The organism is Tenacibaculum sp. Bg11-29, assembly GCF_002836595.1.
GTDB lineage: Bacteria > Bacteroidota > Bacteroidia > Flavobacteriales > Flavobacteriaceae > Polaribacter.
In genome coordinates this window covers 3,363,754-3,388,085 of sequence record NZ_PJBB01000003.1, presented here as the reverse complement: position 1 = coordinate 3,388,085, position 24,332 = coordinate 3,363,754, and the positions used below count along the sequence as shown (strand labels likewise).

18 protein-coding genes are annotated in these 24,332 nt (G+C 28.8%); 8 read left to right on the top strand and 10 right to left on the bottom strand.

The window, feature by feature from the left end; genetic code table 11:
* Nucleotides 1-13: 13 nt before the first annotated feature.
* Both CXF68_RS15440 and CXF68_RS15435 read right to left on the bottom strand, forming a co-directional pair.
* Entirely contained in the window at nucleotides 14-838 is an 825-nt protein-coding gene (locus CXF68_RS15440; protein ID WP_101046019.1) for a 1-acyl-sn-glycerol-3-phosphate acyltransferase, read from the bottom strand.
* 52 nt (nucleotides 839-890) lie between these two features.
* A complete protein-coding gene (locus CXF68_RS15435) occupies nucleotides 891-1,520 on the bottom strand; it encodes a CoA pyrophosphatase (protein WP_101046018.1) in 630 nt (209 codons plus the stop codon).
* A gap of 104 nt (nucleotides 1,521-1,624) precedes the next feature.
* On the opposite strand from CXF68_RS15435, the gene CXF68_RS15430 reads away from it, so the two are divergent.
* Complete coding sequence (locus tag CXF68_RS15430) at nucleotides 1,625-1,921, top strand: hypothetical protein (RefSeq protein ID WP_101046017.1); 297 nt, start codon at nucleotides 1,625-1,627, stop codon at nucleotides 1,919-1,921.
* A 61-nt stretch (nucleotides 1,922-1,982) separates the two neighbouring features.
* Here CXF68_RS15430 and CXF68_RS15425 read toward each other — a convergent pair whose 3' ends face one another.
* Nucleotides 1,983-4,550, bottom strand: coding sequence for an endonuclease (locus CXF68_RS15425; RefSeq protein WP_101046016.1), 2,568 nt, complete (start codon nucleotides 4,548-4,550; stop codon nucleotides 1,983-1,985).
* Between the two features lie 162 nt (nucleotides 4,551-4,712).
* On the opposite strand from CXF68_RS15425, the gene pheT reads away from it, so the two are divergent.
* From pheT to CXF68_RS15400, 5 genes are all read left to right on the top strand, one after another.
* Nucleotides 4,713-7,139: a phenylalanine--tRNA ligase subunit beta gene (gene pheT / locus CXF68_RS15420; RefSeq protein ID WP_101046015.1), complete on the top strand. Its 2,427-nt coding sequence runs from the start codon at nucleotides 4,713-4,715 to the stop codon at nucleotides 7,137-7,139.
* Between the two features lie 86 nt (nucleotides 7,140-7,225).
* The gene (locus CXF68_RS15415; protein WP_101046014.1) at nucleotides 7,226-8,263 is read left to right on the top strand and encodes a quinone-dependent dihydroorotate dehydrogenase; all 1,038 of its coding nucleotides are present in this window, start codon (nucleotides 7,226-7,228) and stop codon (nucleotides 8,261-8,263) included.
* A 72-nt stretch (nucleotides 8,264-8,335) separates the two neighbouring features.
* Nucleotides 8,336-8,950, top strand: coding sequence for a LysE family translocator (locus CXF68_RS15410; RefSeq protein ID WP_101046013.1), 615 nt, complete (start codon nucleotides 8,336-8,338; stop codon nucleotides 8,948-8,950).
* Between the two features lie 170 nt (nucleotides 8,951-9,120).
* A complete protein-coding gene (locus tag CXF68_RS15405) occupies nucleotides 9,121-10,434 on the top strand; it encodes a DEAD/DEAH box helicase (RefSeq protein ID WP_101046012.1) in 1,314 nt (437 codons plus the stop codon).
* A gap of 46 nt (nucleotides 10,435-10,480) precedes the next feature.
* The gene (locus CXF68_RS15400) at nucleotides 10,481-11,791 is read left to right on the top strand and encodes a short-chain dehydrogenase (RefSeq protein WP_101046011.1); all 1,311 of its coding nucleotides are present in this window, start codon (nucleotides 10,481-10,483) and stop codon (nucleotides 11,789-11,791) included.
* A 73-nt stretch (nucleotides 11,792-11,864) separates the two neighbouring features.
* On the opposite strand, the gene CXF68_RS15395 is transcribed toward CXF68_RS15400, so the two are convergent.
* Nucleotides 11,865-12,812 (bottom strand): tRNA-dihydrouridine synthase, encoded by a 948-nt coding sequence (locus CXF68_RS15395; protein WP_101046010.1) that lies wholly within the window; start codon nucleotides 12,810-12,812, stop codon nucleotides 11,865-11,867.
* A gap of 326 nt (nucleotides 12,813-13,138) precedes the next feature.
* Here CXF68_RS15395 and CXF68_RS15390 point away from each other — a divergent pair, with 326 nt between their 5' ends.
* The gene (locus tag CXF68_RS15390; protein WP_101046009.1) at nucleotides 13,139-14,236 is read left to right on the top strand and encodes a hypothetical protein; all 1,098 of its coding nucleotides are present in this window, start codon (nucleotides 13,139-13,141) and stop codon (nucleotides 14,234-14,236) included.
* A 236-nt stretch (nucleotides 14,237-14,472) separates the two neighbouring features.
* A complete protein-coding gene (gene pbpC, locus CXF68_RS15385) occupies nucleotides 14,473-16,821 on the top strand; it encodes a penicillin-binding protein 1C (RefSeq protein WP_101046008.1) in 2,349 nt (782 codons plus the stop codon).
* Nucleotides 16,822-16,875: 54 nt separating this feature from the next.
* Here pbpC and CXF68_RS15380 read toward each other — a convergent pair whose 3' ends face one another.
* The 6 genes from CXF68_RS15380 to dnaX all read right to left on the bottom strand — a co-directional run bounded on the left by CXF68_RS15380 (nucleotide 16,876) and on the right by dnaX (nucleotide 24,249).
* Entirely contained in the window at nucleotides 16,876-17,364 is a 489-nt protein-coding gene (locus tag CXF68_RS15380; RefSeq protein ID WP_101046007.1) for a GDYXXLXY domain-containing protein, read from the bottom strand.
* Complete coding sequence (locus tag CXF68_RS15375; RefSeq protein ID WP_101046006.1) at nucleotides 17,351-18,427, bottom strand: DUF4401 domain-containing protein; 1,077 nt, start codon at nucleotides 18,425-18,427, stop codon at nucleotides 17,351-17,353. Before CXF68_RS15375 ends, CXF68_RS15380 begins: the two co-directional genes overlap by 14 nt.
* On the bottom strand, nucleotides 18,415-19,365 hold the full coding sequence (locus tag CXF68_RS15370) for a DUF2157 domain-containing protein (RefSeq protein ID WP_101046005.1): 951 nt from the start codon (nucleotides 19,363-19,365) through the stop codon (nucleotides 18,415-18,417). The genes CXF68_RS15375 and CXF68_RS15370 overlap by 13 nt, the downstream gene beginning before the upstream one ends.
* Nucleotides 19,366-19,426: 61 nt before the next feature.
* Complete coding sequence (locus tag CXF68_RS15365) at nucleotides 19,427-21,631, bottom strand: SulP family inorganic anion transporter (RefSeq protein WP_101046004.1); 2,205 nt, start codon at nucleotides 21,629-21,631, stop codon at nucleotides 19,427-19,429.
* A complete protein-coding gene (locus CXF68_RS15360; protein WP_101046003.1) occupies nucleotides 21,632-22,465 on the bottom strand; it encodes a universal stress protein in 834 nt (277 codons plus the stop codon).
* A gap of 74 nt (nucleotides 22,466-22,539) precedes the next feature.
* Nucleotides 22,540-24,249 (bottom strand): DNA polymerase III subunit gamma/tau, encoded by a 1,710-nt coding sequence (gene dnaX / locus CXF68_RS15355; protein ID WP_101046002.1) that lies wholly within the window; start codon nucleotides 24,247-24,249, stop codon nucleotides 22,540-22,542.
* Nucleotides 24,250-24,332: the final 83 nt, after the last annotated feature.

Here is a 24,332-nt window from a genome sequence, read left to right as displayed (position 1 = left end):
TATTATTTCTTTTTTATTCTTCACTTTGATGTTCTGAACCCCAAAAACGTCTTTTTTCTCTATATTCCTGTTCTTCTTTTATTTGCTTTGGTGTTAGCACCTTTAAAAACGAAGGATGTTGCTCTATTGCGTATTCTATTTTTTCAATAATACTTGATACTTCTTCGTTTTCATAATCAATTTCTAAAGGCTCTTTAATAACCATTGATTGTAAAACATTACGTTTTTTAATCATCAACCCTTTTTTATCAAAAGAACGTCTAAATCCATCAATAACAATAGGTACTACGATAGGTTTACATGTTTTTATAATGTGTGCTGTACCACGACGAATTGGTTTAAATGGTGTAGTAGTTCCTTGTGGGAAAGTAATAACCCATCCATCATTTAAAGCCATACGGATATTAGAAATATCAGACATTTTTACTTTTCTTTTTATGTCTTTACCTTCACTTCTCCAAGTTCTTTCAACAGAAACAGAGCCAACATAAGCAAATATTTTAGGTAATAAACCAGCTCTCATAGTCTCTCCAGCAGCAATGTAATAAATATTTAGCTTAGGATTCCATAAATAGCCGATGTTTCTAATGTTGTCATCACGTCCTTTTAAAGCAGCGTTAAAAACATGAAACATAGAGGCTACATCAGCAAAATATGTTTGATGATTTGAAATAAACAAAACGTTTTTGTCAGGTAGATTACGTAAAATATCCATACCCTCAATTTGTAAATCGTTAAATTTACGATAGCGTCCGTGTGAAATAACACCCAGCACTTGTATTAGAAAACGTTTTAGTAGTAAAATATGTCCGAATGGATTCCTTTTGAATAAAGGCATTTGTAATTGTTTTTTTAATGTAAAAGCTAAATTACAAAAGAAATAGAAATTATTACTCTTTAAATAAATCTTTAATTTCTGATAACATCATAGCAGTTGCCCCCCAAACGATATAATTGTTTAGTTTAAAGCATGGTACGTTAGTGTTTTTCATATAAGAAGTTTCCATTTCTACTGATGTTAAATTATTGTCATTTAATAAATCAGTAATTAAAACTTCTATAATATTAGCAACTTCATAGTTTGGGCTAAAATTCGGTTTTTCTTTAAGCATACCTATAAACGGTGCAACTAAAAAATTGCTAGGAGGAATGTAAGAATCTGAAAGTTGACGAATAATTTTAATTTCTTCAGATATAACACCAACTTCTTCAAAAGTTTCTCTTAATGCTGTTATTTCAAAAGAACTATCTTTTTTTTCTGTTTTACCTCCTGGAAAGCTAATTTGTGCCGAATGAGCTCCTTTATAGCTAGCTCTTTCTGTTAGTAAAAAACATGTTTGATTGTTTTTGTTAGGATAAAATAATGCTAAAACGGCAGCTCTTCTTGGATTTTTACTATCAATTAACTCTTGAGAAAACTGAGTTCTTAGTTTAGGAGCTAATTTCATTTGTGAAGTTAACCCACCTAAAGATTTGTTTTGTAATTTCTCTATTTGATTTATAAAATCAGAAAAAATCATACGTTTTTAGTATTTTAGAGCAAAAATATTAATTTAAGAAGTTGAAAATTGAATAATTTGGCTTGAATTTTGATTTGTTATCAATATAAATAATTTTATTATAAATGAATATAAAAAATAAATATAAAAAATTAGCACTTAGTTTATTGTTTGATGCTATGGGTTTAGCATCGTACGCTATACCAGGTGTAGGAGAGTTCTTTGATGTGATTTGGGCTCCTGCAGCAGCTTATTTAATGACAAAAATGTATAAAGGAAATAAAGGTAAAATTGCAGCAGCTATTACTTTTATTGAAGAAGCTATGCCAGGGTTAGATATAGTACCAACATTCACACTTATGTGGTTATATACACATGTGTTTACTTCTTCTAAAGAACCAAAAACAACAATTGAAGTTTAGATACTATTTTAAATAAAAGGGCAATCATTAATGATTGCCCTTTTATTTAAAATTAGGTTGTTTAGTTTTTAATAAACTTTTTAGTAAATGATCTTTGCTTGTCATTTACTTCAAGAATATACACTCCTTTTTTTAGATTAGATACATTAATATTAGCATGATTTACCTTTCCTTTTAAAACTTCTTGACCAATGGTGTTTGTAATTTTAAAATTAGCTGTTCTATCATCAGCCATTTCAATTTTTATAAAATCGGCAGTAGGGTTAGGGAAAATAGAAGCGTTAAATATTGGAGCTTCATCTCCTAATTTTCCATCAATTATAGTTTTGTAATTATTACTTCCTTTAGCACTAACACCTATGTTAACAGAATAATCTTCAACTTCACCATAAGAAAATGCTTCACAAGCAGTAGGCGCTGCATTCCATTTCATAGAAACACGCATTCTTGTTTTTCCTGTTAAAGCAGCGTTAGGAATAGAAAAATTATAAGATAAATTACCTGCGCTAGATGAAGATCCGCTAACAACCTCTTCGTTGTTTTCAAAAATTCCGTTTTTATTAAAATCAATCCATACTTTCCAAAATTCGGTATATGATGAGCTTGAAAAACCAGCACTTACAATAATTGTATTGTTTCCGTAACTTAAATTACCTGTTTGAGAAGTAAAATTACCATAACCACCGTTTGAAGTAGTTGTATTAGAAATTCCACCAATAACAATATTATCAATATACTCAAAATTAGCGTTGTTACCATTCGAATTACAGTAAGCAACAGCCGTGTTTAGAGTAGTAACATTAACTATATTACTTGAGTTTGAAACATTATTAGCAGCATCTTTTGCCTTTACAGAAAAACTATAGTTTGTTGCAGCTGTTAAATTAGTTACAGTATAATTTGTGCTTGTAACTGTAGCTATTTTGGTTGTTCCTTTGTAAACATCGTACGCTGTTACAGCAATATTATCAGTCGCAGCTGTCCAGTTTAAAGCTAATGAGGTTTCTGTAGTTGACTTGGCTGCCATGTTAGTAGGAGCAGTTGGAACTGTGGTATCTACTGATGAGCCGCCACCATTAATTGCATGATCTCCTAAGCCACTAAAAGTATCTTTTGAAAGAATGTTCCATTCAGAAGTTGTGTAAGTTGTATTTGGAGATTTAATAGCAGCTTTTCTCTGCAAGGTTTTGTCTTTTGCAAATGTTGAAGAGCTATTTGGGTTTCCAATAACATCAATAATAGCACTCCCTTTAAATAAACCGATAGCATCATTTCCATTAAAAGAAGAGATACTACTTTCGGTTAATTGAGCCTTATTTTTAATTGTAGCAGAAGCACTAGTATTTGCGATCACATATACCTTTCCGTTTTGTAATGAGCCAGTTAAATTTAATGCGTTAGTCCATCCACCACCATTAGAAGCTTTCTTTAAAGAATATCCAGATAAATTAATCGTAGTACCTGTAAAGTTAGCAATTTCTAAAGCCTTATTATTAGAAGAGCCTTCTACATATTCAGAAATAAACAATTCTGTAGCAGCACCAGAAGAAGGAGCATCTTTTGTTATTATTGTAGCGGTATTACTAGTTATGGAGATGTTATTAGCAGCATCTTTTGCTTTTATAGAAAAAGTATAGTTTGTTGCAGCTGTTAAACCTGTTACTGTATAATAATTTGTAACTGTTGTAGCTATTTTAGTAATTCCTTTATATATCTCATACCCGGTTACGGCAACATTATCAGTAGCATTAACCCAAGATAAATTTACAGAAGTTTCTGTAATGCTAGCGGTAGTTAAATTAGTAGGAGCAGTTGGAGCCTGAGTATCTGAAGTACCACCTCCATTACCAAATAAATCTTCTGCTTGTGGGCCTCCCCAAATTTGCGTAGCAAAAGCAGGATTATCGATAAAAGGATTTCTATTACCTTGAATTCCTCCTAAAATAGGATTGCGTTGTGCTTCGAAACTAGATACAGGGTCTTCTGCATTCCATTGTAATAATAAATTAATCATATTATTATCAGAAGAATTAGTTGTGCCAATAATAACATTACTAGGTAAACACTGATTGTTATAACGCAAGTACATGTACAGCATCATACGAGCAACATCACCTTTCCATTCATCACCAGGATACCATCCGCCAGAACGACTACCTGCATTACCCGAACCTGAAACAAATTTCTTACTACCTCTTTGTCCGTTAAAAGAAATATCAGCAGGTCTTAAATGATGAACATCTGCTCCAGGACCAGAGGTGCCTAAATTAGGATTCCCTAAAGATTTAGGATACACATGCTCTCTATTCCATTGTGATCCAGCAGAACCACCATTAGCGTTTTTACTACGAGTTCTGTCTGTTATATAATTCCCATCAGAATCATTATAGCCATAAATTAAAATAACTTTAGTATTATCAGTAGGGTCTAAGTCAGATTGTTTTAAAGCATCCCATACTTCAGGAGAGTACGATAAATTTACAGCATGCGTACTAATTATTTTAGTAGCTAAAGCGTTTTTTAATGCTGTGCTAGTTTGGTTTAGATTTACATCATTATAATAAGATGGTATTTGAGAGAATAATGAAAATGAAATAAAAAGAGCGATGAAGAGTAATGATTTTTTCATGTTAATTGAAGGTCTATTTAGATTTAACACAAAAAAACAATTATTAGATACAATAAATGTTACTAAATAGTTAATAATCAGTGTGATTAATACTATAAGAAAAGTAGTGTAGTTTATTCTTTTATTTTCCGTAAATTTGCGGGCTAAAATCAGAGATTGATTATGAAGATATCATACAATTGGTTACGACAATTTTTACAAACAGACTGGGAAGCAGAGAAAACTGGTGAGTTATTAACAGATCTAGGTCTTGAAGTTGAAGGTATAGAAACTGTTGAAAGTATTAAAGGTAGCTTAAAAGGTATAGTAGTAGGAGAGGTTAAAACATGTGTGAAACATCCGAATGCTGATAAACTAAAAGTTACTACGGTAGATTTAGGTGACGGTAATCCCATACAAATTGTTTGTGGAGCACCTAATGTAGCTGCTGGTCAGAAAGTACCTGTAGCAACTGTTGGAACAATCTTATATGACGAAAAAGGTGAATCTTTTAAAATTAAGAAAGGAAAAATAAGAGGTGAGGAAAGCCATGGAATGATTTGTGCCGAAGATGAATTAGGTTTAGGTAATGGTCATGATGGAATTATGGTTTTAGATGAAAGCTTAATTTCAGGAACTCCTTGTTCTGAGGTTTTTAATATCGAAACAGATTATGTTTTCGAAATAGGTTTAACACCTAACCGTGCAGATGGAATGAGCCATTTTGGTGTAGCTCGTGATTTGCGTGCAGGATTAATTCAGCAAGGAATTAATTTAGAATTAATTTCTCCTTCAGTATCTAATTTTCATGTAGATGAACGTACGCAAAAAATAGATATTGAAATTGAAGATAAAAATTTAGTACCACGTTATTGTGGAATTACAATTACAGATATTAAGATTAAAGAATCTCCGGAGTGGATAAAAAATAGATTAAAAGCTATTGGGGTAACCCCCAAAAATAATATTGTAGATATTACAAATTATGTTTTACATGAGCTAGGGCAACCATTACATGCTTTTGATGCAAATAAAATTGCAGGTGGTAAAGTAATCGTAAAAACTTTAGAAGAAGGAACAAAGTTTACAACTTTAGATGAAGTAGAAAGAGAGTTATCTGCTGATGATATTATGATTTGTGATGCTGATAATAACCCATTATGTATTGGTGGTGTTTTTGGAGGTTTAGAATCGGGAGTTAAAGAACATACAACTACAATTTTCTTAGAAAGCGCTTATTTTAATCCAGTTTCAGTTCGTAAAACAGCAAAACGACATGCGTTAAATACTGATGCTTCTTTTCGTTTTGAAAGAGGAATTGATATTAATCTAACAAAATATGCTTTAAAACGTGCTGCTTTGTTAATTGAAGAATATGCTGGAGGAAAGATGTCTTCAGATGTTTTAGATTTTTACCCAAAGAAAATTGAAGACTTTCAAGTATTTTTATCTTATGAAGGTGCATATAGATTAATTGGTCAAGAAATACCTAAAGAAACTATAAAAAATATTTTAGCTTCTTTAGAGATAAAAATAAACAGTGAAACAGAAGGTGGTTTAGGATTAACAATACCTTCTTATAGAGTTGATGTACAACGTGAAGCTGATATTATTGAAGAGATTTTAAGAGTTTACGGTTATAATAACATTGAGTTTTCACATAAATTAAATACTTCAATTTCTTTTGATAGTAATAAAGATGTTAAGATAGAAAACATTGTTGCAGATCAATTAACTGCTTTAGGTTTTAATGAAACAATGGCAAACTCTTTAACAAAGGCTGAGTATGTAGCTTTATCAGAAGATTTAAATGAAGAGTACAACGTTGAGATGTTAAACCCTTTAAGTAATGACTTAAAGGTAATGCGTCAATCATTATTATTTAGTGGTTTAGAGTCTGTAGCATACAATATTAATAGAAAAAACAATGCTTTAAAACTTTATGAATTTGGTAAAACATATCATAAATACGAAAGCGGTTACCAAGAAGATAAACATTTAACATTATTTATTACTGGTAATAGAACCAAAGATAGTTGGAAAACTGAAACTCAAACATCAGACTTCTTTTACTTAAAAGGAATTGTAACTAGCTTATTAACTCGTTTAGGGTTAGGGAACTTAAAAACATCTCCAATAAAATCAGATATGTTTTCTGAAGGAATTATATTTAGCTTAGGTAAAACAAAGTTAGTTGAATTTGGAGTGATTAGAAACACTATTTTAAAAGAATTTTCTATTAAGCAAGAAGTATTATTTGCTGATTTTAATTGGCAAAATATTTTAACATTTACAGGTAATAAAAAAATAAAAGTAGCTGATTTAGCTAAGTTTCCTGCTGTGAAACGTGATTTAGCTTTGTTGATAGATAATAAAGTTGAATTTAAAGAAGTTTATAACTTGGCTTTTCAATCAGAGAAAAAATTATTAAAAGAAGTTGATTTGTTTGATGTTTATGAAGGTGATAAATTACCTGATGGTAAGAAGTCATATGCAGTAAGTTTCGTTTTACAAGATGAAAACAAAACGTTGGCAGATAAACAGATTGATAAAATAATGCAAAAGTTACAGCAAACATTCGAAAAGAATTTAGAAGCTGTTTTAAGATAATTTTTAAGCTCCAATTTATTGGAGCTTTTTTTATAGTTAATTAACATACTATATAAGTTTAGCATAATTACAAAAAACATTAATAAATGTACAAATTAATAATACGACCAATTTTCTTTCTTTTCGATCCAGAAAAAATTCATTATTTTACTTTTTCTTTGGTGAAATTTTTATCGAAAATTCCTTTTGTATCAGCAATTTTTAGAAGTTTGTACCAAGTAAATGATAAACGTTTAGAGCGTAATTTATTTGGATTAACATTTAAAAATCCTGTAGGTTTAGCTGCTGGTTTTGATAAAAATGCAGTATTATATAATGAGTTAGCAAACTTTGGTTTCGGTTTTGTTGAGATAGGTACTGTTACACCTAAAGCTCAAGTTGGAAATCCTAAAAAACGTTTATTTCGCTTAAAAGATGATCAAGGAATTATTAACCGAATGGGGTTTAATAATGAAGGATTAGAAACAGCAATAACGCAATTAAAAAAGAATAAAGGGAAAATTATTATTGGCGGTAATATTGGTAAAAACACAAATATAGCGCCAGAAAATTACACTGATGATTATTTAGAATGTTTTAAAGGTTTACACCCATATGTAGATTATTTCGTTTTAAATGTAAGTTGTCCAAATGTAGGAAGTCACGCAAAATTAGATGATGTAGATTATTTAAAAGAATTAATTACAGCAGTTAAAAAAGCGAACGATAAAGAAGTAAATAAGAAACCAATACTTTTAAAAATAGCACCAGATTTAAACAATCAGCAATTAGATGAAATTATTGAGCTGGTTATTGAAACTAAAATTGCTGGTGTAATTGCTTCTAATACATCTGTAAATAGAGATAATTTAAAGGTTTCAGAAGAACGATTAAAAGAAATTGGTAATGGAGGTGTAAGTGGACAGCCAGTGAAAGAAAGGAGTACAAAAGTAATTAAGTATTTGGCTGATAATTCTAACAAAGCATTTCCTATAATTGGGGTAGGAGGTATTCATTCTGAAAAAGATGCTTTAGATAAAATTGAGGCTGGTGCAGATTTAGTACAAATTTATACAGGTTTTATTTATGAAGGGCCAAGTTTGGTAAAGAGAATAAATAAAGCGATTTTAAAAAACAATAAATAAATATATGTAACAAACTAACTGATTTAATTTATATTAAATAATTATTTCAGTTAGTTTACAATAACGTTTAAAATGCTAGAAACCCTCATTTCTTTTGTATTAGCAACAGCTACTTTGGCTTTTTCACCAGGACCAGATAATATTTTTGTACTTACACAAAGTATTGTAAATGGTAAGAAATATGGTTTAGCAACTGTTGTTGGTTTAATGAGTGGTTGTATAATTCATACGACTTTAGTTGCTTTTGGTGTTTCTGAAATTATAAATCAGAACCCGAATTTGTTTTTTATAATTAAGTTATTTGGAGCTGCGTATTTATTGTATTTAGCGTATCAAGTGTATAAGAGTGATGCAAAAATTGCATTTTCAACTGAAAATGTAGCTAAAAAATCTACACTCGAGTTGTTTAAAAAAGGGTTTTTAATGAATGTATTAAACCCGAAAGTAACAATTTTCTTTTTAGCATTCTTTCCGCAGTTTTTATTTTCAGAAACAATATCAACGGTTGTTCAGTTTTATGTTTTAGGTGGTTTGTTTATTATAACGTCTTTTATTATCTTTTCTTCTATTGCTATTTTAGCAGGAACTATATCAGCTTCTATAAAAAAGAATGCCAAGATAGGTGTGTTTTTAAAATGGGCTCAAATTGTAGTTTTCATAGCAATAGCAATACTTATTTTGCTATAAACTATTTTTTTATAGCATTTTGCCCTTTTTTTACCCTGTTTAATTGTTTTTAAGAAAAGTTAGGTATTTTACAATCGATTTTAAAGAACTTCATAGTTATTATTATTAATAAGCTGTAAAAGACTACCTATCTTTGCAGTCAATAAAAATTTCATAGATATTTAAATATTATGGCAATTACAGTGAAAACACAAGAGGATATTTTAGCAAAATTAAATATCTATGAATTAAATGAAATGCAAAAAAAAGCCATTTCAGTAATAGAAACAACAGCAAATACAGTAATACTTTCACCAACAGGAACAGGTAAAACACTAGGTTTTTTATTGCCAGCATTAAAATTGATTGAACCAGATAATAAAGAAATTCAAACTTTAATTTTGGTGCCATCAAGAGAATTAGCGATTCAAATAGAACAAGTAATTCGCGAAATGGGAACTGGTTTAAAAGTAAACGCTGTATATGGAGGGCGTTCAATGACGAAAGACAAAACTGAATTAAAACATATACCAAGTATTTTAATTGGTACACCAGGTAGAATTTTAGACCACTTTGCAAACGATCGTTTTTCTAAAGATAGTATTAAAACTTTAATTTTAGATGAGTTTGATAAATCGTTAGAGGTAGGTTTTGAGTATGAAATGAGAGGTATTATTAATCAATTACCAAACATTAGCAAGCGAATTTTAACATCTGCAACACAAGAGACCGAAATTCCTGAATTTGTACGTTTAAATAATCCAACAGTATTAAACTATCTAACAGGAAAAAAATCTAGACAATTAACTTTAAAAACGGTTGTTTCTCCTATAAAAAATAAAAATCAAACCTTAATTGATTTATTAAAACACATAGGAAATGAGCAGGGAATTATATTTTGTAATTTAAAAGATAGTATAAACCATGTAAGTGAGTTTTTATCTAAGAATAAAATAGCACACAGTTGTTTTTCTGGAGGAATGGAGCAAAGAGATCGTGAACGTTCATTAATAAAATTCAGAAATGGTACAAGTCAGGTATTAATTGCAACCGACTTGGCAGCAAGAGGAATTGATATTCCTGAAATGAAATACATTATTCATTACGAATTACCAGAAAGAATAGAAGAATTTACGCATAGAAACGGTAGAACAGCAAGAGTAAATGCAAAAGGAACTGCTTATATTTTAAAATGGCAAAAAGAAAATTTACCAGAGTTTCTTAAAAATATACCTAATGAGGATATTTCTCATAAAGAAAAATTAAAACCTCAATACTGGGAAACTTTATTTATTTCGGGAGGAAGAAAAGATAAAATATCAAAAGGAGATATTGCTGGATTATTCTTTAAAAAAGGGAATTTAGCAAAAGATCAATTAGGAGCTATTGAGTTAAAACAAGATTGTGCTTTTATATCTGTACCTGTATCAGAGGCTAAAAAGTTAATAGAGAATTTAAATAATACTCGTTTAAAGAACAAGAAAGTGCGTATTACTTTAGCGTAATTATTTAAATTTAAGTAACTCTTGGTGTTAATTATTGTTGGAAACTATGAAAAGATTTTTTTTACTATTATTTATTATTAATGTATTTATTAGTTGTTCTAATAAAGAGAAAACAGATGCTGAATTATTAGAAATAGATAAGAAAACACTAAATGAAAGTTTAGATTCATATAAAGTTATGCCTTATAAATTTGGTAAAATTTTAATAAGATCTGCAATTACTAAGGACACTATCTCTACAGAGTTTAAATCTTTTAAAACGGATATAGATAGAATATCTAAGCGGTTAATGAGTCATGATTTTAAAAATGCTGACAACATATCATTGTTTGAATATATTTCTATTTATCGAGATTATAGAAAAATGGAGGAATTTATCATGAAAACTGATGAAGATATATTTCCTCCATTATTAGATGCTTTTAACGTAATCTATGGAGATTCTATTAGTAAAAAAAGACCTTATTATTCTGGAAACGAAAAAGAAGTAGTTCAGAATTTAGAACATACTGTTTTAAGTGCTATTGTTCTTTTAAGTAAAGATTTGGGTAAAGAAGTTTCTTTATATGAATGTTCTAAAACCAAGCCAGAATTATTACCTGATACAGAAATAAAAACATTATTACAGTATTTTAGAGGTTTTTTGTTTTTTGAAAAAGGATTGTATTACCTATCTGAAGATGAAATATCAAGAAATATAAATTGGTTAGACAATAACAAAAATATTGACTTGCCATACACTAGGTCTATGTTTCAATGGGGGGATCTAAATAACGAGAAAACACATTTAGCTATTCATTCATTAAATCATTTATTTAGAGCTTTTGATAGGTTAATGATGGACAGAAAAGTTGATGAAGAAAGAGCTTTAGAAGATTTTGAAGTATTTTTAAAAGATTCAAAAGAAATTGGGTTAGATAATGAAGTTATTTGGTCTATAGAAACTTATTTGTATTTAAAGAATAACAAGAGTGAAAAAGCAATAACATCATTAGTTAAATTGAAAACAAGTAATTTGTTATCATCAGATGATAAAGGTAAAATAGACGATGCTATTGTATATTTAAAAAATAGAAAACCAGAGAGTGTATTAAATGGTTTTTATGACAAGTATTTTTTAAGTAAAATAGCAACAAAGTACATGTTTTCTATCTTAGCTAAAGTAGATTGGGAAAAGATAATGAAAGAACAAAATGTGCCACATACTGAAGAAATGTTTATTGTTATAGATCGGTTTAAAGAAATGACAAATAATTTAAACAAATACACATCTGTAGATAAATTAAAAGAAGTAGGAAATGATATTAAAGATACAGGTGTAAACCTTTTAGATAAAGCTAAAGAATTGGTAGAATAAGTTTTTAATTACTTCTATAAATTAAAAAAACTCCTATTTCTAATAACTAGAAATAGGAGTTTTTTTAATGAAATTATCGCTCACTACTTAATATTTCCTTAACAGCAGCTTGATACTTCTTAGGGTTTCCAGCCTTTTTAATTTTCTTATATGTTTTCTGCGGGTTTGCAAATGACTTAGAAAAATACTCCCAAAAACCTAACATTTTCATTTTTATAGGAGTTGGTCCAGATAAAGCAGCGTCGTATTGGTTATAAATTTCGTCATGAAAAGCTTCAAAACGTTTCCATCTATCTTTTGGATATTCGGTTGTGTTATCTTTTATCATTTGTGGTAAAAAGGGATCCGCAATTAAGCCACGACCAATCATAAAATGAGTAATGCTTGGAAAACGTTCTTGCATCGCTTTAAAACTAGCTATGCTAGTAATATCTCCGTTATAATATAGTTGATGTTTAGCAGTATCTATACATTTTTGAAAAGCATCTAAATCTACGCCACCTTTGTATAGTTGCTTGCCTATTCGAGCATGAATAGCTATGTTTTTTAATGGATACTTATCTAAAATAGGGAAGGAGTGCAATATCTCTTCACTATTCTCATAACCCATTCGCATTTTCATAGAAACTAAAATATCAGTTTCATTATGTGCTTTGTGTAATATTTCATCAATTCTTGCAGGGTTGCAAATTAATCCTGAGCCCATTCCTGATTTTGTAACCATTGGATACGGACAGCCTAAATTCCAATTCAATTCTTTATAACCTAAACTCTGTACATATTTTGCTACAAACAAAAACTCATCAGCATCGTTCGTAATTACTTGTGGTATAACTGTTAAAGTATCATTATTTTCAGGTAATAAATCACGTTCATAACTCGATTTAATTTTCATTTTTCCATTCAACCGAATATATGGAGCATAATAAGTATCAATACCTCCAAAGTATTTATGTTGTGCGTTTCTAAAACGAAAATCAGTAAAGCCTTGTAAGGGTGATGAAAGTAAAGTAAAACTCATAGTATTTTATAAGCTGCAAATATAACTTACTTATGGTTTATAATTAACGGTAAATTTTATACTTTTAAAATACACAGCTACATACTAACTACTATCAATTTTTAATGTAAAAAGAGAAAAACAAGGAGATAGAGAGAGAATGCCTAGGGTTATTTATAATAAAGAATATTTATGGGTAAATTTTAATATAAAAGCATGGTTTTGAATCAACTAATTTAATTATTATTTTATATATTCACCAAAAAAAAATTGTCTACTAAAAATGCTATGAACTATTACTGTACTTTTTTTAGGCAAAATACTAAAAAACCTAAAATTTAATTATTATGAAAACAGTAAAACTTTTTGTCTTGGGGATTATTTCTCTCACAATTTTTAATTCGTGTAACTCAAATGATCTTGATGATCTTCAAAATCAAGTTTCCTCTTTAGAAACGAGAACTACGTTGTTAGAAGCAGATGTTGCAAAATTAAAGGAATTAATAGAAAAAGTAAACACAATTAAACAATCACTTGAAAATCTTGATGGTTTGGTTGAAACAAATACGCAATTACTTAATTCATTTAAAGATAAAATTGATAGTATTGAAGAAGCTATGGTTAATTCTGATAAAGATATAAACGATCTTGAAACAGAATTATCGGAAGTAAAAATAGGGTTGGATAATTTTATGTCGGAAAATAAAATTTTTCCAGGCGATTTAATTATACACTCAAGTGTACATGCTGATATTGTTAAACTATTTGAAGAAAGAGAATACGAGATTATTATGGGTGATTTGTTGATATCTGATGTATCAGCAAGTAGTATCGAATATTTAAATAATTTGATTGTAGTAGGAGGAGATTTTATCATTAAAGACACAGATTTAATAAACTTAGAGACTTTTAGTGATTTAACAGCTGCTGGAGAAATAAGGATTGAAAATAATACTTTATTAGAAAGCTTAAAAGGTCTAGAAAATTTAACAAAAATTGGAGGATATTTTACTATTGAGCATAATGTTTCACTAAAAAGCTTAACAAGCTTAGAAAATTTAATAAAAATTGGAGGATATTTTAATATTGAGGATAATACTTTATTAGAAAGCTTAACAGGCTTAGAAAATTTAACAGAAATTGAGAGGGGCTTTGGTATTTGGTCTAATAATTCACTAGAAAGCTTAATAGGCTTAGATAATTTAACAGAAATTGGAGGATATTTTAATATTGGGAATAATGCTTCACTAAAAAGTTTAACAGGCTTAGAAAATTTAACTAAAATTGAAGAACAGTTTAAAATTAATAATAATAATAATTTAGTTTCATTTTGTTCCTTACAAAATTATTTGAATACTGATGCTTCATTAGATTTAGATATTAATGGAAACGTTTATAACCCATCTATTGAAGAAATTAAAGATAATAATACCTGTGAACAATAGGTTAATTATTTTTTAAAACAAAATACTCGTAAAAAACACCTTAAAAAAGGTGTTTTTTTATGTGTAAAATTTAAATAAACAAAAGCAGGTTTGTTTGTAATATTCTTTTAGTAAAAAAGGAATGCCTATTGATGAAAATAGTGTAAAATATATAATATTTAATAAGCTGAAAATATAACTTACTTATGGTTTATAATTAACTGTAAACTTATATTTTTGAAATAGAAAAATTGCAAATGAAAATAACCCTGTTTTTATTAAAAAAACATAAATTAAAAGCAATCATTATAAGTATGTTAATGATTGCTTATTATTTGTGTTTACCCGAGAAATTATTTTTAACACCGACATCAACCGTTGTTACAGCAAAAAACAATGAACTATTAGGAGCTGTTATAGCAACAGACGGTCAATGGCGTTTTCCTGAGTTAGATTCGGTTCCAAAAAAGTTTGAAGCGTGTATTTTACAGTTTGAAGATGTTCATTTTTATCATCATTTTGGTTTTAATCCAATTTCTATAGGAAAAGCATTTGTTGAAAATATAAAAGCAAAAAGAGTTGTTCGTGGAGGAAGTACGCTTACACAACAGGTAATTAGATTATCACGAAAGAATAAAAAACGTTCTTATTTAGAAAAAATAAAAGAGTTGGTATTGGCTACTCGATTGGAATTTCGGTTATCAAAAGAAAGTATAATAAAATTATATGCTTCTCATGCTCCTTTTGGAGGAAATGTCGTAGGGTTAGAAATGGCATCTTGGAGGTATTTCGGCTTACAACCATATCAGTTATCTTGGGCTGAAACAGCAACATTGGCGGTATTACCAAATGCTCCTTCGTTAATTTATCCAGGGAAAAATCAACAAAAATTAAAAGAAAAACGAAATAGGCTACTTAAAAAGTTACATATAGAAAAAGTGATTGATAAAATTACTTACGAATTGGCTTTAGAAGAAGAATTACCAAAAAAACCATATGTATTACCACAAATAGCATCTCATTTTGTGCAAGAAATTGCGAAAAAACATCAAGGAAAATATATACAAAGCTCTTTAGATATACATATACAAAAACAAGTAAATAATTTGGTAAAACAACATTATGAACGTCAAAAACAAAACGAGGTTTATAATATGGCAGTGTTGGTATTAGATATTGAAACTAGGAAAGTAATTAGTTATGTAGGGAATTCACCAACAGATAAAGCACATCAAAAAAATGTAAATAATGTTGTTTCAGCAAGAAGTACAGGAAGTACTTTAAAACCATTCTTATTTGCACAAATGTTGCAATCGGGAGCTATATTACCTACGCAATTAGTTGCAGATGTACCTACTGAAATAGCAGGTTATACTCCTAAAAATTTCGATTTAACTTTTGATGGAGCTGTACCTGTAAATCAAGCTTTAACTCGCTCTTTGAATATTCCAGCAGTTCGTATGTTACAATCATATGGATTAGAGAAATTTAGAGCAGATTTAAAAGACTACAAGATTTATGATATAGATAAATCGGCTGATTATTATGGGTTATCATTAATTTTAGGAGGAGCTGAGGCTAGTTTATGGGATTTATGTAAAACTTTTGCAGGCTATGCAGGTATTATAAATCACTTTGAAATTACAAAACATAAGTATTATTCAAATGAATTTATTGAACCTAGTTATATCAATTCCTCAAATTTAAATTATGGAACTCTTCATAAAGGTTATAAATATATTGATGCTGGTGTTGCTTATACAACGTTAAATACGTTAACGGAAGTTAATAGACCATATACCGATCAGGCATGGAAATACTTTGATTCTTCTCAGAAAATAGGGTGGAAGACAGGTACTAGTTTTGGTTACAAAGATGCTTGGGCAATTGGAGTAACTCCAAAATATGTGGTTGGTGTTTGGGTTGGTAATTCTGATGGAGAAGGGAGACCTGATTTAACAGGGGTAGGTAGTGCAGCTCCTTTATTATTTAACATTTTTGATGTTTTGCCAAAATCAGATTGGTTTTTAGAACCTTTTGAAGCACTAATAGAAGAAAGTGTTTGTGAAAAAAGTGGCTATTTGGCATTGCCTATTTGTAAATCGATCATAAAAAAGATTCCTAAAAATGGCGTAAGAGCAAAATCGTGTCCTTATCATAAACAAATAACTGTTGATGTTACTGAAAAATTTCAAGTAAATTCTAATTGTGAGTCAGTAACTAATATGAAAACAAAAACATGGTTTGTTTTACCTCCGTTAATGGCTCATTATTATAAACAAAAAAATGCTAATTATAGTGTATTGCCTAGTTATAGAAGTGATTGTAGTTTGTTAGGGAATAATACAATGGATTTTGTGTTTCCAACAAAATACCGATCTAAAATATCTTTAACAAAAGGAGTAGATAATAAAGTAAATGCTATTATATTAAAAGTAACACATGCCAGTGCAGACGCTACTTTATACTGGTACTTAAATGATGTTTTTATAGGGAATACAAGTCAATATCATGAACAAGCAATTGTGCCCGTAAAAGGGAAACATAAAATTACAGTAATTGATAATTTGGGCAATGAAAAAATACGACTTATAGAAATATTGTAATACTATTTAGCTTCAAAAAACTAAAACACTTTTTATTGAATATTTAAAGTACTTTTATTGTATTTTTTTTAGTTTCCCATCATATAACCCAACCAATAGACTATTACCTTTATTATCTATTTTTATTCCGCCATACTCAGCTGTTTCATAGTTTTTTCCTTTACCTTCTTGAAAAAAGAAAGATTCAGCTCCTATATTTATACCTCTCCACTGTTTTAATGTATATTTTATAAGATATTCATTATTATTAATAGGTTTTTTATTGTCTTGTAGTCTTACTTTGTGAGCAATACCATTTTCGTCTAACTTAACAACACAAAATCCTCTTTTAGAAATACTATCGTAATTGACATTTCTTGAAATAGCATAATTTAAAGTCATATAATCACCTTGCATTAATGATCTAGGGTCTACAGGAGCTAATTCTAATAAAATTAACTTGCCTTCAGATAATAATGTTTCTTTCTTAAGCAATGAGTTATTAAATAGCCAAAGTAAAACGATAAGGTTAATAAGAACAATCGTCCATTTATACTTTTTCATCTGAAAGAAGGTATTTATTCGTGAATATATATAATAATAAAAATAGGACACCTGATGAAAATAAGATTATTGATTTTGTTAATAACGTGAAATTTAAATCATAATAATATTGAGATATAAAATATATAAATGAAATTATACCTATTGCTAACCCTGTTTTATATTGTACAAGAAAGCTTAACAATATAATTGTAATAGCTCCTAATATAGTTGGAGCTAAAACTAAAGATATCAGAATTAAACTAGTAAGTGTATATATAACTAATTTATTTGTGAGAGTTTTTACTTCAATAATTTTTAAAATGATGTAAACTAAATATATATTAACAATTATAAGTGTTATGGACGATAACCATATATTATTTTGTGATATAAAAAATAAATTTTCTCTGTCAAAAGCTATAAGCCCAATTAGTAAAGAAATTATGAAGCCTATTCTACAAGGAGCATATAATTTAGATATTTTTATATTTGTAGCTATTAGTTTCGCTTCATTTAAAAATAAATATGTAAGAATTAAAATAGAAAGTCCAATATATAAATGTATAATATCATATACATGATAAAAGGTAATTAAGTAAAGAAAACAGCAGTTAACGGTTAATATCGCAATAAATGATAGAATATAATTTTGTGTGATAAATAAAGAGGATATAGCTATAAGGCAAATTAAACCTGAAATAATATTTTCATCAAAATTCATTTCTGTTAATCCGAAAACCAGTAATATATTACCAATAACATATGAAGAAACGCTAAAAGTATCTATAATAAGTTTATCATAAATTTTATTAAGTAAAATAGCAGATACTATAAATATGAATCCAAATAATACTAATCCTATTTCAGAATTGTATAATCCAGCGATTAACAGAAAGGCTATAAAGGCAATAGTAGCTAAAATACCACCAAAAATAGAAAGTATTTTAATCGCTAAACTAGAGTTGTTATCTTCTTGTATTTTAAATTCTTTAAGAATAGCTTCTTCATCATATTGGAAATTTTCTCCTTCAGAGAAACGAACTCTATCTAATATTTCTTTTTTATTAATTAATTTCTCCATTTTTTCTGTAGATTAATTAGAGTTTTAATAACTAATGTTATACTTGAAACAACGAACAAACTGATTAAAAGAAACATACTTGCATCATTTGATAATTTTATAAGAAAAGAAGAAGTAATAATGATAATACTAAAAGGTATTATTGAGAGATAAAAACCACTTTTTACTTTTAAACCATATTTAACTCCAATAGCATATATTATTGATGTAATTATTATTAATAAGATGAAATTTGTTTGTTGTTTTTCAAAAACTCCATTACAAATACCTATTGTACTAAAAGTAACAGCAACCAATGCTATTAAGTTTGTAAACCAAATTGGTGGTTCAATTTCTTTGATGTTCTTTTTACAAAATAAAGCAAATAGTAAGAATACAACATTGATTATAAAGAGTAATAAAAGCACAGAAATTTCTGAGTAATCTTGTGCTACTTGCTCTGTGTATAATATTATTGTTGTGTTTATTAAAGTGATAAACAGTAACCATAATGGGGCAAAGTTAGAAATTATGGCCCAAATTGTAATTGCCATAGTCCAACCTAAGAAAAAGTCGTAAGCATTAGCACCTGTTTGATATATTTGTCCGAAAACAGCAAATAAAACACCTACGAGCATTGAGGTTCCTGTTAGGATTATGTTTTTAATATTTAAGCTGATTTTAGAAAAAACTACAATTAAAGTTGTAATTATAATTAAACCTTCAATTAAACTTATTTTTACGAACTTGTGTAAGTCACCCCAATTATAAGCAAAGAAAAAAATTACTCCAGCAGTTGTAAAACCAATGCCTAAACTAATAAAAAGTATTTTTATAAATTTTAGCCAAGAAGCTTTATTATTATAAACATCCTTTTTTAATACTATTTCAATATTTTTTTCTGACCAATTACTATGCCTACCTATTATTTGAATATCTTCTCTCTCAATATTAGTCATTTATTACATTTTTTTTACTTTAAGATATTTTCATATTTATAAATAATATTAAGAGGTATAATTAGATATTTTCAACACAAATAATTTTTTTCAATCGAACTCCGAAATCGGCTAATGTTTTAATTTCTTTAATACCAGCTAATCGTTCTCTACCAATTACTAACAATCCTTTTTGGTTTCCTTCAATATGGTAATATTTATTACTTTCAAAGAATAAAACAAGCTCATCAGTAAAGAATTTTTTTATTTCAGAAGCATTTTTTCCAGAAAGGTAAAATCGTTTAGAGAAGTCAGGATGGTTTTCAATATCAATATCTTTAAAGCCAGCAAAATGATAAATATATTCGAAAATACCCTCTTTATCTAAAGTAAATTCAGGAGTGTATTTAGCAATATCAATGTACATCATTGTTACTTTAATAATTTGTTTTGCAATTAATTCACCTTCAGAAAATTCAACATCAAACAATGTACAGTTTTCATTTGATAAGATATTTGATACTTTGCTTATCTGTCGTGTTTTAAAATAACCAAAATGAGGAATTTCGGTAACAGCTTCTTTAGGTAAAGCATCATAGTTCCATTTTAATTCATTACAAATGTTTTGTAATGATTTTTGTCTTTTTGTTAAACTATTGGAATCAGTGTTTTCTTCAGATTGAACAGGAATGTTCTTACGCAATGCAAATGGGTGCTCGCTTCCAGTTTTATAACCATCTAAGCCTATTACTTCAAAATGACCTCCTTTACGTTTAAATGTTTCAGCGTAATTATTAAGGTTTTCCATTACTGAATGGTCTATAAAATCACACAAAGAAAAATCAATTATTGCTTCTTCGTTTTCAGGTATCTGATCTAATTTAGATTTTAGTTTTGTATAGTTTAAAAAGCTAGAGAAATTTTTCACAGAAACATAATATTTTTCATCTTCTTTAAACATTAAAACATTTGGTTTTAATAGATTTCTAATAAAAAGCATCAGGTTTTTATTGATGAAAACATGAATAATGAATGTGATAAATATTCCAGCTAAGATACCTGTAATTAAACTGGTTGCTATGGTTGTTAATAAGGTGACAAAAAATATAATTAGTTGCTCTTTTCCTATTTTAAATACTTTTCTAATATTTTCAGGAGAAGCCAATTTATAGCCAGTATACACCAGAATAGCAGCTAATGCAGGTAAAGGTATTTTACGAAGTTCTGTTGCAAAAAGCAAAATAAATATAACTAAGAAAGTTGCATGAAAAAAGTTTGCAGAACGATTACTACCTTTATTATTTACGTTTACTGAGCTACGAGCAATTACCGTCACAACATTTAAACCTCCTAAAAAGGCGCTGATTACAGTTGCTAACCCTAAAGCTCTAATATCTTTATTAACATTAGAACGTCTTTTTAAAGTATCTAATTTATCTACAGCTTTAATACTAAGTAAACTTTCAATACTTGCAATTAAAGTAATGGCAATTACTGCGTTGATAAATTCAAAACTATAAGCTTTACTAAAATTTGGAAAAGCAAAACTAGATAATACATCATTAGGTAAATTTATTAATAAAGCCTTATCAATAGGATAAACATCTGTTGAGAATAAGTCGTAATAATAATACATACCAATACTTAAAACAACAATCCACATAGGAGCCGGGATAAGCTGAAAATATTTATTACGTATTTTACTATAAAATATCATTATTAATAAACTAATAATACCTACCAAGCCTGCATATAGAACACTAGTGTCAGGAGTTTTTATAAAGTTTATTATAGCTTCAGGAACTTGTATTAATAAATTAATTATGCTTCCTTTAGCGTTTAAGTTACCTAGCATTACATGAAATTGCTTTGCAAAAATACCAATACCAATAGCAGCTAACATTCCTTGAATAGCAGAGGATGGAAAGTAATCTCCCAAAGCACCCATTCTAAGAAAACCAAGAATTATCATTATTATTCCCGAAATAACAATAGCAGCTAGGGTATATAAATAACCTTGGTGCATATCTCCAGCACCTAAAGTGGTTATAGCGGCTAGTAGAACAACTACTAAACCATTACCTGGTCCAGTAATAGTTACATTAGAACCTCCTAAAATTGCAACGACGGTACCTCCAACTATTGCAGCAATAACTCCCGAAATAGGAGGTGCCCCAGAAGCTAATGCTAAACCAAAACCTAATGGAAGTGCTATTAGCGAAACAACGAAACCTGCAAAAATATTTTGAGGTATTTCACTTAAAAATGTTTTAAACCCTTTTCCCATCTACTTAACTATTAAAACATCGGTTGGTAATTCTGATAATATATATTCTAAATCGTGAGGAAATATTCGATCTAATATTCCTGTTTTTTTAGGAGCACTTATAACTAATAAATCAGCTCTTTTAATTTTTGCATAATGACCTATAGAATAACCTCTACGTCCAAAAATACTTTGTGTTTTTATAATAATATCACTTGTATCTATATGTTGAAGCATTTTTTTTACACGAGCATCTTCGCGTTTCTGCATGCGTTCTTTTTCTAATGTTGCTTTACGTAATGATATGTCATCATTAACCTTTACATTTAATTCAGTTTGACTAATTTCTTCAACTATTGTAACTCTTTTACAATCTAATTTTTGTGATAAATTAAAAGCTGTCTTAATGGTTTCTTCTGTTTTGTGATCTTGCAAACCACTAACTACAATGTGTTTACAAGGTACTCTTTCTATAGCGGGTCTTATAAGTAATAATACTGAGCAGGGAGCTTTTCTAGTAAGTTCTCTAGCTATTGAGCCTACATAATATTTATATAATTTTTCTTTTTGTAGTGCACCGAGAATTAGTAAATTAACATTTTCTTGTTTTGACGTTTGTAGAATAACGTCAACAGGTTTACCTTCTTGCCAAATTGTTTTTAAAGGAAGTTCTAATTTTGGGGCTTCATTTAATAATTCTTGTAATTGGTTTTCTTTTTCAATAGATTTTTTACCGACATGTACACCAACTAATTGAGCGTTAAACATATTAGATAGCCTTATTGTTTCAAATAAGTTTGCTTTTAAGTTAGGAGAAAAAGCAATACCAATTAAAATTTTATGTATTTCTTGCAATAGATCTGTTTTTATCTGAAAGGCTTAAAAATAAACAAATAATCGAAAATAAAGAGAATTAAATGAAGAGATTATTATAAGTCTAAGCCAAAAGTATTTTTAAGCTTTTCAATTAACGGATTTTTTTCCTTTAGTTTATTGTATTTCTCTTGCGGAGTGTATGCAAACTTCTTTTCTGCAATTGCATTAACAGCAACCTCAATTTGAATACCGTAATTATTTAATTTTTCACGTAAAAAACCAGTAAGTTTTGGTTTACCTCGTTCTAATTGTGTTTTCATTAAATCATTAGGTAAAGAAAAAATTATTACATAATTTTTTCCTAACTGAGGTTCATTAGAGGCTAAGATAGCAGCAATACTACGTTCACCAAGCTCTTGTAATTTAAAGTAGTATTTTTTCCATGCATCCTTAAGTTCTTCATGGGTAAAAGGAGTTCTTGGGTGATTTTCAAAATTTTCATCTTCATTAAAACTCGTTTTTACATCTTTTTTCTGATGAATACTTTTTAAAGATAAAGAAGAGGCACGACGTTTTATGTTCTTTAATAAAGGTTTTGTTGATTCAGCAACAACTTTAGTTAAAGGAGCCTGAATTTTTGCTTTAACTTCAGCTGTCTCAGTGGGTTTTACAATAGGAGGTACTGTTTTCTTTTTTACAGATGGAGATAAAGAAGTAAAAAATGTAGCAGGAATTATGTAGTTGTTAGATTTTTTTTTTGCTCCATCAAAATTGATAGAGGCTATTTGCATTAAGGTTAATTCTACCAGTAATCGTTGGTTTTTACTGCCTCGGTATTTTAAATCGCAATCATTAGCTTTATCAATAGCAGGGAGTAGAAATTGCATATTAGCCTTTTTGGCTTGCTCTAAATATTTCTTTTTAGTATTGTCTCCTACTTCTAGTAAAGATATGGTTGCTTCATCTTTTGCTACTAATAAGTCTCTAAAGTGTGATGCTAAGCCATTAATAAAATGGTGCCCTTCAAATCCTTTACCTAAAACATCACTAAATGCCATTAATACTTGTGGTATTTTATGGTCAACTAATAAATCAGTAATATTAAAATATACATCGTAATCTAATACGTTTAAGTTTTGAGTAACAGCTTCACGAGTTAAATTACTACCAGAAAAACTAACAACTCTATCAAAAATAGATAAAGCATCACGCATAGCTCCATCAGCCTTTTGGGCAATAACATGTAATGCATCGTCATCGGCAGTAATATTCTCTTTAGCGCAAATAGTTTTTAAATACTCTTTAGCATCTAAAACACCAATTCGCTTAAAATCGAATATTTGACAACGAGATAAAATAGTAGGTATAATTTTATGCTTCTCTGTAGTAGCCAAAATAAAAATGGCATGTGCAGGTGGTTCTTCTAACGTCTTTAAAAAAGCATTAAAAGCTGCTTGAGAAAGCATGTGTACTTCATCAATAATATAAACTTTGTATTTTCCTGTTTGAGGAGGAATACGAACTTGATCAGTTAAGCTACGAATGTCATCGACTGAATTGTTTGAAGCAGCATCTAATTCAAAAATATTAAAGGCAAAGTCTTCATCAATATTTGTATCAGCGTCTTCTTGATTTATTCGTTTTGCAAGTATACGAGCACAAGATGTTTTACCAACACCTCTTGGTCCTGTAAAAAGTAAAGCTTGTGCTAAATGGTTATTTTTTATAGCATTTTCTAACGTATTTGTTATGGCTTGTTGCCCAACTACATCTTCAAAAACTTGAGGACGATATTTACGTGCCGATACTATAAAATGCTCCATTGATTTATACTATTTTAGGTATAACAAAAATAGAAAAAAAGAATTCATAAAAAAATAAAAAATTAATATAAACAAGAATAATT